Source organism: Streptococcus sp. k-378 (assembly GCF_013277505.1).
Lineage (GTDB): Bacteria > Bacillota > Bacilli > Lactobacillales > Streptococcaceae > Streptococcus > Streptococcus pseudopneumoniae.
On record NZ_VMNC01000039.1, the window covers coordinates 12,079 to 29,595 of the forward strand.

The window sequence follows — 17,517 nt, forward strand, 5'->3', positions numbered from 1 at the left end:
TACTAAATTGTCAAATTAAGTTAGATTTTTCATGTAACTCAGAAAAACTTGGTAGGGTGATTGATAATTCGATGATTTCCTAGGAATTCTATTTATTGAGTATAGGTCATTTATGTTAGTTTCTTTCAGACAAATGTGGTGTTTATCTGAGCCTAACATAGATGGCTTTTTCTGTCTAGTTTAATTTTACAAATTGGGTCTCTCAATCTCAAAAGTGCATAGAATACTCATTACCATTACTTGAAAATTTGATAATCTTAAAGTAATTATAAGGAGGAATTACTATGTCAGCAATTACAGATAAATGGATAAAACTATTTAATAATGTCAATAATTCTCAGGAGTTAGATACATTTTTAAAGAATGTTTCAGGGAAAGGGCTCAATGAATGGGAACAACTATATAATGACTATGATGAAAGTAAAGATTTATTTATTGAAGAAGCGCTAGAACAAGGTGAATGGATGTTATATACTCCACAGCAAAGGCTTAAGACTAGAATCAATTGGTTAGATTTATATAAACCATTGTGTTATAAATATGTCCAAAAAATTTATAGCATTGTTGAAACTAAGAATTATATTTCTGATAAACAGACTTTTATAGAAGGTATTGAAACATATTTTTTTGAGATTTGTATGAATATTAGTTATCGTACAGTTGTTTTAGAAATTAATGATTTACGCAGAAATTCAAAACTTCTGGGGGAGAGTAGTGAGGATAGATATAAATACTATATAGACACTTTATTACGAGATAAAGAATATATTGTTGATTTTTATAAAAGATATCCAATGTTATATGAGGTATTAGATCAAAAATTAAAAAATATAAGTTTTTATATTCAAGAAATTTTAAATAATTTAGAAGACGACATTCAAGATATTCAGAATTATTTTAAAGTATCGAATTTACAATTATCCAAAATTAATTTTAATGCAGGTGATACTCATTCTAAAGGCAAGACAGTTTGTATATTAAATTTCAAAGATAAGGATATTGTGTATAAACCTCGTAATATGATATTGGATGTTAATTTAAAATTATTTGCAGAAGAATTTGAAAAGACATTTGGAATCTCGAATACATTATTTATCCCTAAGACTTTAACTAAGAAAGGATATAGCTATGTAGAAATGATTGAAATTCAAGAATGTTCTACTTTAGAAGATGTAAAAATATATTTCGAAAATATGGGGAAAATTCTAGCATTTTTACATTTGTTTGGTGCCAAAGATTATCATGGAGAAAATGTATTAGCATCTGGGAGATTTCCTTATTTGATTGATAATGAAACAATTCTTCATTTTAGTGAAAATGAGACAATTAATACATCTATACATAAAATGTATGACTTTGTAGCTAACTCAGTATATAGTACAGGTATTTTGCCAATGACGCTATATTCAATTAATAATAACAAAGGAATGGAAATAGGTGCATTAAATTCTGGTGCAAGAAGAGAATCTCCCTATTTAACACATCAGCTGTCTAATGTTGGCACTGATGAAATCAGAATTGAAAAAGTTTTTAAAGAGGTTGGAAGCTTTCCCAGTACTGTTAGATACGAGGGTGAGAATGTCTCTTGTTCTAATTATTTACCTCAAGTTCAACAGGGATTTGAAGAGATTTATAGAATTTTTGTTGATAATAAGTCAGTTATCTCAAAAATGATTAAGAAATATTTTAATAATTGTGAAACGAGATACATTTATAGAAATACCAATATATATGTACAGTTGCTAGAGACTAGTCATCACCCAGAACTCTTAAAAAATCGTTATGATTTTGAAATGTATTTTCTTAGATTATGTGAATATGGTGATATTTCCAATGAATTTGATAGTAAAATGATTCATGATGAGATTAATCAATTGAAAAATGATGATGTCCCAATTTTTTATTCCGATTCATCTAATAATAATATTTCAAATGGAGTTAAGGAATATATTTTATCACTTGAGGGCGAAAGTATTGTAGAGAAAATTTTAAATAGAATAAAAATAGCATCTACTTCAAACTTAGTTCGTCAGAAGAGAATTATTAATATGTCTTTTATGGGGACCGAATTATTTGTAAAAAATATTGAACCTTCTAAAAGAAAAGATCTTGGAAGAGAATTATTTGTAAAAAGACTATTATCTAGTAGGTTTGAACATAATGGCGAAATTAGCTGGTTAGCAATGCTAGCTATGGATAAAAATTATGATATATCACCTATGAAGTATGATTTATATTCAGGTACAGCAGGCATTTTACTTGGAATCAATAGTTTAAAAATCAAGGAGTTAGAAGAACTTTTTCCTGGAGTAATGAAATACACTGTTAACTACATAAAGGATTTTAGTTCTGATATTACATATCAAAATGTTGGAGCTTTTACCGGAATTTATGGCTATCTATATGCATTGTGTGTATTAAAGGAGAGTAATAAAGATATTCCTTTGGAGATTGAAACATGTATCTTTGAAACCATTTTTAGAACTAAAGATATAGTTTCAAATTTAGATAATTTAGATATTATCGGTGGGATTTCTGGTATTTTAGGTGTTTTATTGAAAGTCAATAGTACATTTAAAGGAAATTTAGATATATTAAATTTGACAGATAAGTTGATGAAACTAATTGTTCAACGTCTGCTTAAAATATATGCCGAAGAAGGGGTATGGATTTCAGAAGATCCAGGGTATGCTCACGGGAATTATGGTGTAATTGTTCAGCTATATAAATATAGTTTAAGTTTAAGTACAGATTCAAATATTAGAAAAATGATTATTCAGTGTGTACAAGACTATTTAAGGAAAGAGAGAGAGGAACTAAATCCCAATAAAGTTCTAAAAGTAAGAAAAAATGCTAAATACTACTCCTGGTGTAATGGTATTGTTGGTATTGTAAAAGCTAAGCATTATTTGTTAATTAATGGGTTATCAGATAAGTTGTTATCGGAAGAAGTGGAGTATTACAGCAGAGATATACTAATTAATGGATTAAATTTGGATAATTCAATTTGTCATGGGAATGTGGGTAATTTGGTGATTTTGGATTCAATTTTACCTGTTCAAACTAATCAATTTGAAAATGAGATACATCAGGAAAGCAATCAATATTTATTAGAAAAAATGACCTATGAAACTGATGATTGGGGTGTTTTGACAGGTGAAATGGGAATATTGATGGCTAATTATAAGGCGGGTAGAAAATGTCTTAATGAATTGCTATTATTAAATTAAGGAGGAATGTAATGAAGAGAAGAGTACCATTTATAGAACAGCATCAAAAAACAGAGTGCGGTTTATGTTGTGTAGCAATGGTATCAAGTTATTTTGATCATGAGATTTCTGTCAAAGATTTACGTAATATTCAGGAAACAGGAAGGGATGGAACAAATTTTGGAAACTTAATTGATATATTAGAAAATATTGGATTTTCTATTAAGTCGTTTCGTTATCCCAAAGAACAAATTGAAAATTTCTCTAAAATTTTGACTCCAGCAATTGCCTTATGGCAAAGTAAACATTTTGTAGTAATTGAGAAGGTAAACGAAAAATTTGTATGGGTTGTCGATCCAGAACTTGGTAGAATTAGATATAGTTTGGAAGAATTTTCAGAAGGTTTTTCAGAGTATCTAATCAGTATAGTAGATAGTTCACAAGTATCTAGGAGAAAGAGTAAAGAAAACTTTCAAGTAGTTTATAAACAGTTGTTAAAAACTTGGCCATATTTTATTCCATTGCTTTTTTTAACACTAGGTAGTTATGGAGTAAATTTTATTTTTCCTCTATGGATGCAACAAATTTTAAACGAAGTCTCAAAGGGAGTTTTTATTAAACAATTCGATTTATTACTTAGATTCTTAGTTTTTGTCTCCATATATTTTATTATCATGTTGTGCCAGAGATATTTTGCAATTATATTGACAAGTGCTATTGATGAGCGACTAAACAATAATGTGATAAGTAATCTCTTTAAGTTACCTTATAAATTTTTTTCTACTAGAAGTAGCGGAGATTTAATCTACTCAATAAATGGTTTGTCTAGAATCAGACAGTTATTTACAAATCAGTTTATACTTGGGATTTTAGATATAGGGTTTGCTATTTGCATTTTAATCTATTTTGCTAGATTTAATTATATTATATCCTTATTAGCTGTTCTATTGTTTTTTTTGAATCTTTTTATATTATTCTTGACCAGACAGAGTTTAGAACAAAGAAATAAGTCATTTATAATTTCTCAAAATGACTTACAGAATAAACAGATTGAAATGGTTTATTCTATGATGGGAATTAAAATGGAAGGTTTTGAAGACCAGACATATAAGCAGTGGAAGAGTTTATTTGATAAAAATATATATAGATATAAATGTAGTGAAATTTTTTCAGGATTTGTGAATTCGTTATTTACTATTATCACATTTATTTCACCTTTTATATTGCTGTTTGTTGCTTTACAATCAAATAGTAGTGTTGGTATAGGAAGTGTATTTGCACTTTATTCTTTAAGTACTCTTTTATTCAGTAAAACTAATAATATTTTTGAAACAGTAGTATCATTTTACAATAGTAAAACGTTTTTAGCTAGGATAGTTGAAATTTTAGAAGAAGACATGGAGGAAAATGGAGAATTAAAATTTGATTTAAAAGGCGATATTGAATTAAGAAATGTATCATTTTCATATACAAAAGATAGTAAAAAGGTTTTAGAAAATATTTCTTTAGAAATAAAACAAGGAGAGCAGGTTGCAATTGTCGGATCATCTGGTTCTGGGAAAAGCACTCTATCTAAGTTATTAATTGGTCTATATCCAGCAAGTTCAGGAGAAATATTGTTTGATAATATAGATTATGATAAATTTGAGAAAAAATACTTACGTCAACAAATTGGAATTGTACCTCAAGATATGACACTCTTTAATAAAACTATTCTTGAAAATATTATAGGTGATAATATTATTTCACAAGAAGAAGTAGAGGAAATTTGTAAATTAGTAAATATTCACGATGAAATCCAAAATATGCCTATGGGATATCATACGCTAGTTTCGGAGATGGGATTGAATTTGTCTGGTGGGCAACGTCAAAGAATTATTTTGGCTAGAGCATTAGTCAAGAAACCTCGAATTATGCTCTTAGATGAAGCGACAAGCTATTTAGATAATGTAAACGAAAAACAAATAATGAGAAAATTTAAAGAGCAGAATATTACTATAATCTTGATTGCACATCGTTTATCTACAATTATTGACTCTGATCAGATTTTTGTTATGGACAATGGAAAAATTTCTGAGAGAGGGACGCATAGAGAGCTATTAAATAATAGAGATGGTTTATACAGTCAACTTTATCAAATGAATTATTAATTTTAATAAAAAATTTCAAGTTTAAGTTATTTTGCATTAAATGAGTTGATTATGCTTATCATTTGTATCACACTTCCAAGAAAAGTAAGAATAAACTTATGTCTCAGAAGTATGGGGTTTAGTTTTATAGTATCACTCACTAAAAATATTGGAAAATGTAAAAATTGAAAAGAATTCTACTTCGTCAAGGTGTAATGACCTCAAAAGTTGAACTATTAATTTATGCTAAGGATTGAATCCTGTATTGCACAGGACTCAGTCCTTTTAATTGTGGTTTCAAGCCAGTTTTTCTCTGTGAGAAAAATTAGTCAAGTAATATAGCACGACCTGAACGAAGTTCAGCGAGCGTCTTTAGACGCCGCTGGAGAGAAACGGCTTATAGCCGGTGTACAAGCCACCCGTTTTCACGGGTGGTTATGACTAGTCGAATTGCCACCGATCAACACTTTACTCAAAATGGTTTCTATTGTTTCTTGATTGAGAGCTTGAAACAAGGTAAGTTTTAATTTTCTAATACGAACTTTAAGAACAGATTATTTCTATTTTTCTGAAAAAAACGACAAGATTATGGAATTTCCAAAGAAATACTCCGTTGTGACATCAATATAGCCTCCAACTTTATTTTCTACTAGCAGTATGCTGAAGGTGTGAGAATTATGATAGATACATTGTCATAGAGCTAAATTGATTGTTCCAATTTAATTGTTCAAGCTAGCTTGACATAGATAGAAAAAGATATTTCACACGGAGTCTATTGCTATATTAGAATATCTAGCTAATCAATCTGTATTACCATTTTTAATTTTTAAATCGTTCAATATTATTGCACGATTTACTCATTACTAAAGCTATTTAGCGATGTATACTTAGTAGTGTAAAGATGATTATCTTAAAAAAAGAAAGGAGAGTTGTTTATGACTAAACATATTCATAAATGTGAAGAAATTGATAGTCTTGATTTTGAAGTAAACGAGCAAGAGCTTTCAGGCAAATCAGGTTCAGGTTGGTTTACGGCAGTTCAATTAAGTCTAGCAGGTCGTTGCGGTCGATGGTTTACAGGATCATTTGAATGCACTAGTAACAACGTAAGTTGTGGTAAATAAAAATGGGGGAAAAATGATGGAAGAAAAGAAAATGTCATCAGAGATTGATAATTTGGATTTTGAAGTAAATGAGCAAGAGCTTTCAGGTAAATCAGGTTCAGGTTGGTTTACGGCAGTTCAATTAAGTCTAGCAGGTCGTTGTGGTCGATGGTTTACTGGTTCATTTGAATGTACTAGTAACAACGTAAGTTGTGGTAAATAAAAATAGGAGAAAATGATGGAAGAAAAGAAAATGTCATCAGAGATTGATAATTTGGATTTTGAGGTAAACGAGCAGGAGCTTTCAGGCAAATCAGGTTCAGGCTGGTTCACGGCAGTTCAATTAAGTCTAGCAGGTCGTTGTGGTCGATGGTTTACTGGTTCATTTGAATGTACTAGTAATCATGTAAAATGCGGTTAACTAAGGATTAGAAAATTTTATTCTGATAAATAGTATTTGTTAAATTTATTATAAACAAGGAAAGTTTTGCGAGGGACAATATGGAAAACAAGCAATATAATTCAGAAATTGACACTTTAGACTTTGAAATTAGCGCTCAAGAATTGGAAGGAACTTCTGGTGCAGGAGGCTGGTATTCAGCATTTAAAATGACTCTAGCTGGTCGCTGCGGTCGATGTTTCACATGTTCTTATGAATGTACAAGTAATAATGTTAATTGTTAATTTAGGAAGTATATATGTTTCTTGAGATGTGAAAATTTTCCTTGTTATAGTTGACAGATATAGAGTTAAATGATAAATTATAGGAGAAACAAAATGGAAGAAAATTATGTAGAAGTTGATAGCTTGCGTCATGAAATTGACAATCAAGAATTAGCAGGTAATTCTGCAGCTGGACTCAGAACAGCAATTCGAATGACTAGTCAAGGTCGCTGTGGGTGGGCTTTCACGCTTTCTTATGAATGTACGTCACCAAATGTCCGCTGTAGATAGAATGAACAAGATTGGAGAGTAAGATGGAAGGAATTATTGGAACACTTGAGTTTTATGCTCCCGTATTGATTCTAGGAGCATCTATTATTGGTATCGTCTACGTTATGAAAAAACGAAAAGAACGAAAATGATGTATATTTAAAAAGCCATACTAGTTTATGGCTTTTTTACTTGTCTTTAGAGAGATTATGCACGAATTACTCATGATATTAAAGCTCAGATTGATTATAATAGTCTTGTAAAATAGAAATGGAGGAATATTTATGTCACAATTAGTTGTAAAAAATTTAAATAAAGAGTTTGGGGAGGGAGATAGCCTAGTTCATGCTTTATCGGATGTTAATCTCTCTGTAAAGACAGGAGAATTTCTTGCTATTATGGGAGCAAGCGGCAGTGGAAAAACAACTTTGTTAAACTGTATTTCAACAATCGATAAGCCGACGTCAGGTGATATTTCCTTTGAGGGATTTGATATCATCAATGCAACAGATAATCAATTGGCAAACTATCGCTCACAAAATATTTCCTATATCTTTCAATCTTATAATTTAGTTGAAACTTTAACAGTTTATGAGAATATTGTCTTACCATTACAAATTCAAGGGAAAAAAGTTGCTGATTGTCATTTAAAAATAGAAAATATCCTAGAAAAATTATCAATTGGTCAATTACGAAATAAATTTCCCAATCAATTATCAGGAGGACAAAGACAGCGTGTTGCCACCGCACGTGCTCTAATTGATGAATCTAAACTGCTTATTGCAGATGAACCAACAGGTGCTTTAGATTCGGCTAACTCAGAAAATTTAATGGCTCTTCTGCAAGAGATTAATCAAGTTTTTGGCATTACCATTTTAATGGTGACACATGATCCGGCAGCAGCTAAGTATTCATCACGAATTATTCTATTAAAGGATGGACAAGTTACAGCAGATATGTACCGCCATTCTTTATCAAATGAAGAATACTTACAAAAAATTTATAAACATACACGATAAGGAGAAGTAGGATGTATCCAAAATTAATTCTCAGAAATGTTCAAAGAAATTTACAGACCTACACAGTTTATTTTCTTAGTTTAACGTTAATTTATAGTCTACTCTATGCATTTAATGCTTTGCCAAGTCATCCTGTTATGCAAAGTTTATCAGGTGCTAAGGAGATGATGACAACCATTATGACACAATATATGGGACTATTATCTTATGTTGTATTGAGTACAATTGCTTTTTTAGTTGTTTACTCCACTGGTTTCGTATTAGGTCGAAGAAAACAAGAGCTAGGTCTATACGCAACATTGGGGATGAAAAAACGTCATATTGTAGGAACGCTTTTCTGTGAGACAATGGTTGTTAATCTGTTTGCTTTGCTTGCAGGATTTATCTTAGGGTTAGGAGTATTGATTGTTCTAGCACATATTGCATCTAATTTTTTTATGGGGAATTATTTTGGTAATATGTTTTTTCTAGACATGAAATCAGTTAATTTATTAGGAATATCATATTTAGCAACAAGTGTAATCATTGGTGTGATGGACATAGTTACCTTTAGAAAGCAAGCTATTATTTCTCTTATTCAAGAAAATGGTGTTAAAAGTTCTATTTTTTCGAAAGGAGAAACAAAATGGCAATTGCTACTATTTATCTTGTCGGCACTAGTTATTTGCTTTGGATGTGTCTATTTATCAGACTATACACATATTTCAATTCTTAGAAATTGGGGAATGTTACTTATAACACTGTTTGTACTAGTTATATTTATTTTTTACAGTACATTAAGTCATTCTTTGATCCGCTTAACTTATTCATTGCCAAATTGGTATTTCAAGAAATATAATTCATTTAAACTCAGACAACTATCTAAGCAAGCAGATCGTAATTCGGTGACCATATCGGTATTATCGCTTTCCTTGGCATTAGCAACTAGCTTATTGATTTTTAGTGGTAGTGCCTACAGTTCATTGAGTAATGATTTAAATAAATTTATTCCTTATGATATTGATGTGCAGATGTTTAAGGGAGAAAAATACCATCATAACAATATAGATGTAAAGAATAAGTTAAAAGAAGATGGTTTTGACTTTTCGATTATTGATAAAGAGTTTGAGTATCCAACTTATATAAGTGAATTGACTTATAAAGATATTATTGATACAAGCAATTTATGGGATTTAGATAAAGAATTAGGAGGCTCGTTCGTTAATATTGTTTCGCTTACTGATTATAATTCTTTATTAAGACTTCAAGGGAAAAAAGAAGTCAGTTTGTCAGACAATGAATTTTTAATAAATGCAAACTATAAAGGCACTAGGAAGCAGATTAGGGAATTTCTCTCTAAAACTAACGAATTGACTGTTTCCGATGTAAAGTTAAGGTCAAGTTCTAAAAGTCCTTTGGAAAATGTTTATTTTGTTACTACAGTAGAAAATAATGATCGAGGGACATTGATAGTCCCTGATAAAGTAGCGAAAAAATTGACTATTAACAGTTTACATTATGTAGCCTTATATAAAAAAGGGATTGATAAACGAAATGTTGAATCATTTTTAGAGAACTGGATTGAAAATTATTATTTTACGGATCAAGAAGGAAATCAAGCTGATTTTGTATATCAAACAAAAGTTCGATCAGCAGAACTATATCTAGGAGTTATGGGAGTCATTGTATTAGTTCTAATTTTTGTTGGAGTTATTTTTACAGTTATCACATTGAGTATTCTGTCGTTGCAGGCTTCCACAAATGCATTAGAAAGTGTTAATGATTACAATATACTTTATTTATTAGGAAATCAAAGAATGCAAAATAAAAAAATTATTTTTCAACAGATTCTCGCCTATTTTCTAATACCGTTGCTAATAGCTATTCCATTGAGTTGTTCACTTAGTAATAGCTTATTAGGCTACTTTGAAAATTTTGCAAATACAACAGTTGTAATTGATGTAAAATATTTATTGTTTATGATTGGTTTATTTACAATTTATATCTATTTTACCTATAAAATTTGTGTGAGGGCCAGTAATCAGATCTAATGAGTGAAAACCAGAATGGGATATTAGCTATCCTTATTCTGGTTTTGTGATATAATGATAACAAAAAATCATAGTAGGAAATTTTAAATATGAAGACGTGGTTAAAGAATATTTCTGATAACTCATTATTGTTATGGTGGAGCACTTTAATAAATCATTTTATATTAATGGTTTATATATACCTTAAAATTCCATTTGACTTTTCATCAACTTTTACTCAAAAATTTGCAGTTGTTTTTATTATTTTGTTGATTATTTCTACTTATATTTGTAATTTCTTAAAGTTTAAATATAGTGAATTAAAGTTGTGGCTATTACTATCTCTATTTTTAATTAGTTGGCAATTGGCTCTGAGTTTGAATGTTGAACACACATTATTCCATTTTTTAGATCTGCTTCATCCCATTAATTCTTTTCTATTAGTTTATAGTTCAGTATCTATTATTCTGTTAGGTAAAAAAATAGGTGAGGAACTATTTTTTGTAACTTTTATTGTTACGATTATTACAGAGATATCTTATTTTTTTAGTGAGCCTCTCTTTTTATTCTTATCTATATTTACATCATTTTTCATTTCTTGCTTACCTATTGTTCTGTTAATGATGTATAAAAAAGAGTTGAAATCTTTTTTAAATTACCAGAGGAAAAATTTAACCTTCCTTTCATTTTTTCTACCCGTTACTTATGTCATTTTATATATTAACACGGCTGATATTGGTATTTTAAATTTTTTATGGTATGTAGAAATTTTTTTGGTACTTGTTTCGTTCCACTTGAAAACAATTTATATGAGTTTTCAAAAAAAGATAGATGAGTTGAAACTATTATATATTGAGGCAAGTTTAAAAGTACTACTGGGGGTAAGTATCCTTTTAATTGCTACATTTATTATTGCAAGACTAGATTTAAAACAAAGTTTTATTTGTTTTAATTTACTTGTGCTGATTGTTGGATTTCTAACGGAAGAATTTATTAGATTATTTAGAGGTAAGCGGCTAACGGGTGCAAAAGATTATTTAGAAGTTTTATTTTTGAAAAGAAATAAGATGGTGAAGAATTTGTTAGCTAATGAAGATATAGAGCAACAATTCGCAGAATTTCTTCATAACGAAGTATTACAAAGTGTGATGGCTATTAAAAATTTTAATAAATATGGAGAAGATGAGAAGTTTAGAACTCAGATTGGATATGTCTCAGATGAACTAGTTCAACGTATCCGAGAGAGAATGGATTATTATCAACCAATGAGTAGTGGCAATGAGGAGTTAACTAAAAAATATACATCATTAATTGATAGAATATTGAGGAGATATGAGACTATGAAAGAAGTTGAAACAGATTTTCAGTCTGATTTTTTTCTAATGGAACCGTATGATAAGATTCTTTATCGCTTTATTGAAGAATTAGTGACTAATGCTGTTAAATATTCATCAGGACATACTATTTGGTTATCTCTCTCTGTATCTGACGATATTATTTATTTATCTTGTAAAAATAATTATGATATTTCTAGTAACCATCTTGGTTATGGGTTAAAGAATTTAGAAAATCGTGTTAGTGTTTTAGGTGGAACAATAGAAATTCAGACAATGGATGCTATGTTTCAAGTAGAAATTCAATTACCAATAGATAAGGAGCTATGCTATGAAAATTTTATTAATTGATGATCACAAGTTGTTTAGTCAGAGCATAAAAATGATTTTAGAGTTATCAGAAACAATTGAATATGTTGATTTAGTTGAAAATTTTCAATCAGTAGATGATATTGATTATAGTCCATACGATATCATTTTGATAGATATTAATTTGACTAGTATTTATGAAACAGATGGATTAGCCTTGGCAGAAGAAATGATAAAAAAAGAACGAGGTATTAAAATCGTTATTTTAACAGGGTATAGCAAAAAAATTTATGAGTATCGAGCTCATAAGATGGGAGCCTATGCTTTTATTGATAAAAGTATCGATCCAGATAAGCTTCTTACTCAATTAAAAGGTATATATAGTGGAAAAAAGTATTTTTCGGTAGAAGAAATCGTGGATATCTTGTCTGAACGAGAGATAGAAGTGTTAGAATCGATTAGAAATGGTTTAACAATTGATGAGGTTTGTGAAACCTTATTTTTAAGTAAGCGGACTGTTTCGAATCATTTGGCAAATGTATTTTCAAAGCTAGGTGTTAATAATAGGCAGGAGGCAATCCATAAAGCAGAACTTTTAGGATATTTCTCTCCAGAGTAAGATTATCTTTTATGCCAAATTGGCATAAAACTATGAATTATGAATCAAGTAAACCATTAAGTTATGCACGATTTAAGCGCCTTGTTGGTGTTCAACGCACTACTTTTGAAGAGATGTTAGCTGTGTTAAAAACAGCTTATCAACTTAAACACGCAAAAGGTGGACGAACCCCTAAGTTAAGCCTAGAAGACCTCCTCATGGCTACTCTTCAATACATGCGAGAATACCGAACTTATGAACAAATTGCGGCTGATTTTGGCATTCACGAAAGCAACTTAATCCGTCGGAGTCAATGGGTTGAAGTGACTCTTCTTCAAAGTGGTTTTACGATTTTAAAAACTCATCTTAGTGCTGAGGATACGGTGATTGTGGATGCAACAGAGGTAAAAATCAATCGTCCTAAAAAAATCAACTAACCAATTATTCTGGTAAAAAGAAATGTCATGCTATGAAGGCTCAGGCGATTGTCACAAGCCAAGGGAGAATTGTTTCTTTGGATATTGCAGTGGACTATTGCCACGATATGAAGTTGTTCAAAATGAGCCGCAGAAATATCGGACAAGCTGGTAAAATCTTGGCTGACAGTGGTTGTCAAGAGCTCATGAAGATGTATTCACAAGCGCAAACTCCGAGGAAATCAAGCAAACTTAAGCCACTAACTCTTGAAGATAAATCCTATAATCATGTGCTATCTAAAGAGAGAATCAAGGTTGAGAATGTTTTTGCCAAAGTAGAAACGTTTAAAATGTTTTCAACAACCTATCGAAATCGACGTAAACGCTTTGGATTACGAATAAATTTAATTGCTGAAATTATCAACCGTGAACTAGGATTCTAGTTTCACAGGAAGTCTAATAGCATAAATACGCCTAGAAATGACATTTTTATGTAGTATTTCTAGGTTTTTTTGTTTTAAACTGAAAAAATTTTCAATTTAGGCTTGACAAACGATGAGGATAGCAGTATTATTTATACAACTAAAAAGAATAAACATAAAGGAGGCTTTGTTATGAATAAGATGAAGAAGGTGTTGATGACGATGTTTGGTTTAGTGATGCTCCCCCTACTATTTGCTTGTAGTAACAATCAATCGGCTGGAATTGAAGCTATCAAGTCCAAAGGAAAATTGGTTGTAGCCCTCAATCCAGATTTTGCTCCATTTGAATACCAAAAAGTGGTTGATGGGAAAAATCAGATTGTGGGTTCAGATATCGAATTAGCCAAGGCTATCGCAACAGAACTAGGTGTCGAATTGGAACTATCTCCCATGAGTTTTGACAATGTACTGGCTAGTGTTCAATCAGGTAAAGCTGACCTTGCCATATCTGGTGTTTCTAAGACAGATGAGCGGAGCAAGGTGTTCGATTTTTCAATTCCCTACTATACTGCAAAAAATAAACTCATTGTCAAAAAATCTGACTTGGCCACTTATCAGTCTGTAAACGACTTGGCGCAGAAAAAGGTCGGAGCACAGAAAGGTTCGATTCAAGAGACGATGGCGAAAGATTTGCTACAAAATTCATCCCTCGTATCTCTGCCTAAAAATGGGAATTTAATCACAGATTTAAAATCAGGGCAAGTGGATGCCGTCATCTTTGAAGAACCAGTTGCCAAGGGATTTGTGGAAAATAATCCTGATTTAGCAATCGCAGACCTCAATTTTGAAAAAGAGCAAGATGATTCCTACGCGGTCGCCATGAAAAAAGATAGCAAGGAATTAAAAGAGGCAGTCGATAAAACCATTCAAAAGTTGAAGGAGTCTGGAGAATTAGACAAACTCATTGAGGATGCCTTTAAAGCGTCCATTGAAAAATAGAAAGAAGGAAAAGAATATGAGTAAAGAAAAAGTAATTTTGGCCTATTCTGGCGGTTTAGACACATCAGTTGCTATTACCTGGCTGAAGAAAGACTATGATGTTGTTGCAGTTTGTATGGATGTGGGTGAAGGGAAAGACTTAGATTTCATCCATGATAAGGCTCTCAAGGTTGGGGCAGTCGAATCTTATGTCATTGATGTTAAGGACGAATTTGCTACAGATTATGTGCTAGTGGCTCTCCAATCACATGCCTACTATGAACAAAAGTACCCCTTGGTATCTGCCTTGAGCCGCCCTCTGATTTCTAAAAAATTGGTTGAAATCGCGCATCAGACAGGAGCGACTACAATTGCTCATGGTTGTACAGGTAAGGGGAATGACCAAGTACGTTTTGAAGTATCGATTGCAGCCTTGGATCCCAATTTAAAAGTGATTGCGCCAGTTCGTGAATGGAAATGGTCTCGGGAGGAAGAAATTCATTATGCCAAGGAAAATGGGGTACCTGTTCCTGCTGACCTTGACAATCCCTACTCTGTTGACCAAAATCTTTGGGGACGTGCTAATGAGTGTGGTGTTTTGGAAAATCCATGGAATCAGGCTCCAGAAGAAGCCTTTGGCATCACAACTTCTCCAGAGCAAGCTCCAGATACGCCAGAATACATTGAAATTGAGTTTAGTGAAGGTGTTCCAGTTTCTCTCAATGGAGAAGTGCTAAAATTGGCAGATTTGATTCAAAAACTCAATGAAATAGCTGGAAAACATGGGGTTGGACGGATTGACCACGTGGAAAATCGCTTGGTTGGGATTAAATCAAGAGAAATCTATGAGTGTCCAGGTGCAGTGACCCTGCTGACAGCTCATAAGGAAATTGAGGATTTGACGCTTGTGAGAGAAGTGGCTCATTTTAAACCAATCATAGAAAATGAATTATCAAATCTCATTTATAATGCTTTGTGGTTTAGTCCGGCTACACAAGCCTTGATTGCTTATATTAAAGAGACTCAAAAAGTTGTCAATGGGACTGCAAAAGTCAAACTCTATAAGGGAAGCGCTCAGGTCGTGGCTCGGAAATCACCAAATTCACTTTACGATGAAAATTTGGCGACGTATACCAGTGCGGATACCTTTGACCAAGATGCGGCTGTTGGCTTTATTAAGTTGTGGGGACTTCCAACCAAGGTTCATTCTGAGGTTCAAAAAAGCGCCAAATAGGGCGATTGGATAGAGAGGTGGATGTGATATGGCTAAGAATACAAAATTATGGGGTGGTCGCTTTGAAGGTACTGTCGAAGACTGGGTAGAGCGCTTTGGTGCGAGTATATCTTTTGACCAGAAATTAGCTAAATTTGATGTGATTGGTTCTTTAGCCCACGTTCAGATGTTGGGTCAGACGGGCATTTTGAGTTTGAATGAGTCAGAAAAGATTCAAGAAGGGTTGAAAGAGCTTTTAGAAGAGCTAGAGGCAGGCCAACTTGACTTTGATATCGGAAACGAAGATATTCATATGAATATGGAAGTGTTACTGACAGAAAAAATTGGTCCCCTTGCAGGGAAGCTACATACAGCTCGTTCTCGAAATGACCAAGTTGCGACAGATATGCACTTGTATCTCAAGGAGCAACTAGGTCATGTCCTAGATAAACTGGCTCATCTCAAGGGTGTTTTATTAGACTTGGCGGAAAATCATGTGGAGACGATTATGCCGGGCTATACCCATCTGCAACATGCCCAGCCTATTAGTTTTGCCCATCATCTGATGGCTTATTACAATATGTTTCAGAGAGACAGTGAACGTTTTGAATTTAACCAGAAGCATACAGATCTATGCCCTCTAGGTGCGGCAGCTTTGGCAGGGACGACTTTCCCCATTGATCGCCAATTGTCTAGCGATTTGTTAGAGTTTAAGCAACCTTATACAAATTCTTTGGATGCTGTTAGTGACCGCGATTTTATCTTAGAATTTCTGTCAAATGCCAGCATACTCATGATGCATATGAGCCGTTTTTGTGAAGAAATGATTAATTGGTGTAGTTTTGAGTACCAATTCATTACCTTGTCAGATACGTTTACAACAGGTTCCTCTATTATGCCACAAAAGAAAAATCCAGATATGGCTGAGTTGATTCGAGGAAAGACTGGTAGAGTTTATGGGAATCTGTTTGGACTGTTGACAGTCATGAAGTCCTTGCCCTTAGCTTATAATAAGGATTTGCAAGAGGATAAGGAAGGGATGTTTGATACGGTCGAAACGATTTTAAATTCCCTTGATGTATTGGCAGGTATGTTATCTAGCTTGCAGGTAAACAAGAAAAAAATGCAAGAGTCTACAGAGAAGGACTTTTCAAATGCGACTGAGTTGGCAGATTATTTGGCAGGGAAAGGCTTGCCATTTAGAGAAGCTCATGAGGTTGTGGGAAGATTAGTGTTAGACTCTATCAAGTCTGCTAAAAATATTCAAGATTGGACTTTGGAGGAATTACAAACCTATCATTCCCTCATTGCCGAGGATATTTATGTCTACTTGCAACCTAAAACTGCTGTTCAAAGGCGAAATTCCTTGGGAGGTACAGGGTTTGACCAAGTGAAATACCAGATTGCAGTTGCTAAGAAAGCGAATGAAGCTAAAAAGTGCTAGATTGATAGGTTTAGAACAAGAGGTTGGTAGATTATCAGCCTCTTTCTTGTCGTTGAAAAAGTGAGATATATTGACTTTTGAAAAAAATGTCATAATTGAGTTGGGATAAACGTAAAAGTCATACTTTCTCGTTAAATCGTTTGGCGATTCATGGTGACATGGACACATAGTAGTAAACACACTATGTGGCTTGGCAGAGCTAAAAACTTCTGGTTTAACAATGGCTGGTATTAAGAACTAACGAACAAATAATATGTAAAGAGTCGAGGAAATCCCTCGGCTTTTTTATCTTTCCTTCGCTTGGTAATAGATCTCTACTTCTTTTTTGAGATGAGACAGCATAGAAGTTTCCTCGGTTAGCTCCAGAAGGGAGAACCCTTTTTGGATAAGTTTAGAATCGT

At 32.4% G+C, this 17,517-nt stretch carries 15 protein-coding genes and 1 pseudogene; 15 read left to right on the plus strand and 1 reads right to left on the minus strand.

Translation table 11 applies throughout. The annotated features are described in order from the left end of the window. Nucleotides 1-284 precede the first annotated feature (284 nt). The 15 genes from lanM (at nt 285) to argH (ending at nt 17,116) form a co-directional block, all read left to right on the plus strand. Nucleotides 285-3,230, plus strand: a complete 2,946-nt coding sequence (gene lanM / locus HT719_RS04825) for a type 2 lanthipeptide synthetase LanM (protein WP_057487956.1) — start codon at nt 285-287, stop codon at nt 3,228-3,230. An 11-nt stretch (nt 3,231-3,241) separates the two neighbouring features. Continuing rightward, nucleotides 3,242-5,359 (plus strand): peptidase domain-containing ABC transporter, encoded by a 2,118-nt coding sequence (locus HT719_RS04830; RefSeq protein ID WP_078156163.1) that lies wholly within the window; start codon nt 3,242-3,244, stop codon nt 5,357-5,359. A gap of 914 nt (nt 5,360-6,273) precedes the next feature. Next, nucleotides 6,274-6,462 (plus strand): salivaricin M family lantibiotic, encoded by a 189-nt coding sequence (slmA, locus tag HT719_RS04835; RefSeq protein ID WP_057487957.1) that lies wholly within the window; start codon nt 6,274-6,276, stop codon nt 6,460-6,462. Nucleotides 6,463-6,493: 31 nt separating this feature from the next. Beyond that, the gene (slmA, locus tag HT719_RS04840; RefSeq protein ID WP_240148715.1) at nt 6,494-6,664 is read left to right on the plus strand and encodes a salivaricin M family lantibiotic; all 171 of its coding nucleotides are present in this window, start codon (nt 6,494-6,496) and stop codon (nt 6,662-6,664) included. A 30-nt stretch (nt 6,665-6,694) separates the two neighbouring features. Continuing rightward, nucleotides 6,695-6,862, plus strand: coding sequence for a salivaricin M family lantibiotic (gene slmA / locus HT719_RS04845; protein ID WP_240148716.1), 168 nt, complete (start codon nt 6,695-6,697; stop codon nt 6,860-6,862). Nucleotides 6,863-6,942: 80 nt separating this feature from the next. Continuing rightward, the gene (gene slmA, locus HT719_RS04850; RefSeq protein ID WP_078156164.1) at nt 6,943-7,125 is read left to right on the plus strand and encodes a salivaricin M family lantibiotic; all 183 of its coding nucleotides are present in this window, start codon (nt 6,943-6,945) and stop codon (nt 7,123-7,125) included. A gap of 93 nt (nt 7,126-7,218) precedes the next feature. Further along, nucleotides 7,219-7,395, plus strand: a complete 177-nt coding sequence (gene slmA / locus HT719_RS04855; protein ID WP_057487960.1) for a salivaricin M family lantibiotic — start codon at nt 7,219-7,221, stop codon at nt 7,393-7,395. A gap of 263 nt (nt 7,396-7,658) precedes the next feature. Then, nucleotides 7,659-8,393, plus strand: coding sequence for an ABC transporter ATP-binding protein (locus tag HT719_RS04860; RefSeq protein ID WP_023945195.1), 735 nt, complete (start codon nt 7,659-7,661; stop codon nt 8,391-8,393). A gap of 11 nt (nt 8,394-8,404) precedes the next feature. Continuing rightward, nucleotides 8,405-10,423, plus strand: a complete 2,019-nt coding sequence (locus HT719_RS04865) for an FtsX-like permease family protein (RefSeq protein WP_023945194.1) — start codon at nt 8,405-8,407, stop codon at nt 10,421-10,423. Nucleotides 10,424-10,512: 89 nt separating this feature from the next. Then, nucleotides 10,513-12,087, plus strand: coding sequence for an ATP-binding protein (locus HT719_RS04870; protein ID WP_023945192.1), 1,575 nt, complete (start codon nt 10,513-10,515; stop codon nt 12,085-12,087). After that, nucleotides 12,068-12,664, plus strand: a complete 597-nt coding sequence (locus HT719_RS04875) for a response regulator transcription factor (RefSeq protein ID WP_172928434.1) — start codon at nt 12,068-12,070, stop codon at nt 12,662-12,664. Before HT719_RS04870 ends, HT719_RS04875 begins: the two co-directional genes overlap by 20 nt. Nucleotides 12,665-12,696: 32 nt before the next feature. Then, nucleotides 12,697-13,502, plus strand: a protein-coding gene (locus tag HT719_RS04880) for an IS5 family transposase (protein WP_100104433.1) whose coding sequence is annotated in 2 segments (ribosomal slippage) — nt 12,697-13,071 and nt 13,074-13,502 — 804 coding nt in all. Because the reading frame shifts where the segments join, the coding sequence is not laid out codon by codon here. 171 nt (nt 13,503-13,673) lie between these two features. Beyond that, entirely contained in the window at nt 13,674-14,480 is an 807-nt protein-coding gene (locus HT719_RS04885; RefSeq protein ID WP_050223629.1) for an ABC transporter substrate-binding protein, read from the plus strand. Nucleotides 14,481-14,496: 16 nt separating this feature from the next. Further along, nucleotides 14,497-15,693: an argininosuccinate synthase gene (locus HT719_RS04890; protein WP_138703219.1), complete on the plus strand. Its 1,197-nt coding sequence runs from the start codon at nt 14,497-14,499 to the stop codon at nt 15,691-15,693. 28 nt (nt 15,694-15,721) lie between these two features. Next, nucleotides 15,722-17,116, plus strand: a complete 1,395-nt coding sequence (gene argH, locus HT719_RS04895) for an argininosuccinate lyase (protein ID WP_172928436.1) — start codon at nt 15,722-15,724, stop codon at nt 17,114-17,116. Nucleotides 17,117-17,401: 285 nt separating this feature from the next. Here argH and HT719_RS11320 read toward each other — a convergent pair. Next, nucleotides 17,402-17,517: pseudogene (locus tag HT719_RS11320) on the minus strand (DNA-binding protein); the annotation flags it as partial.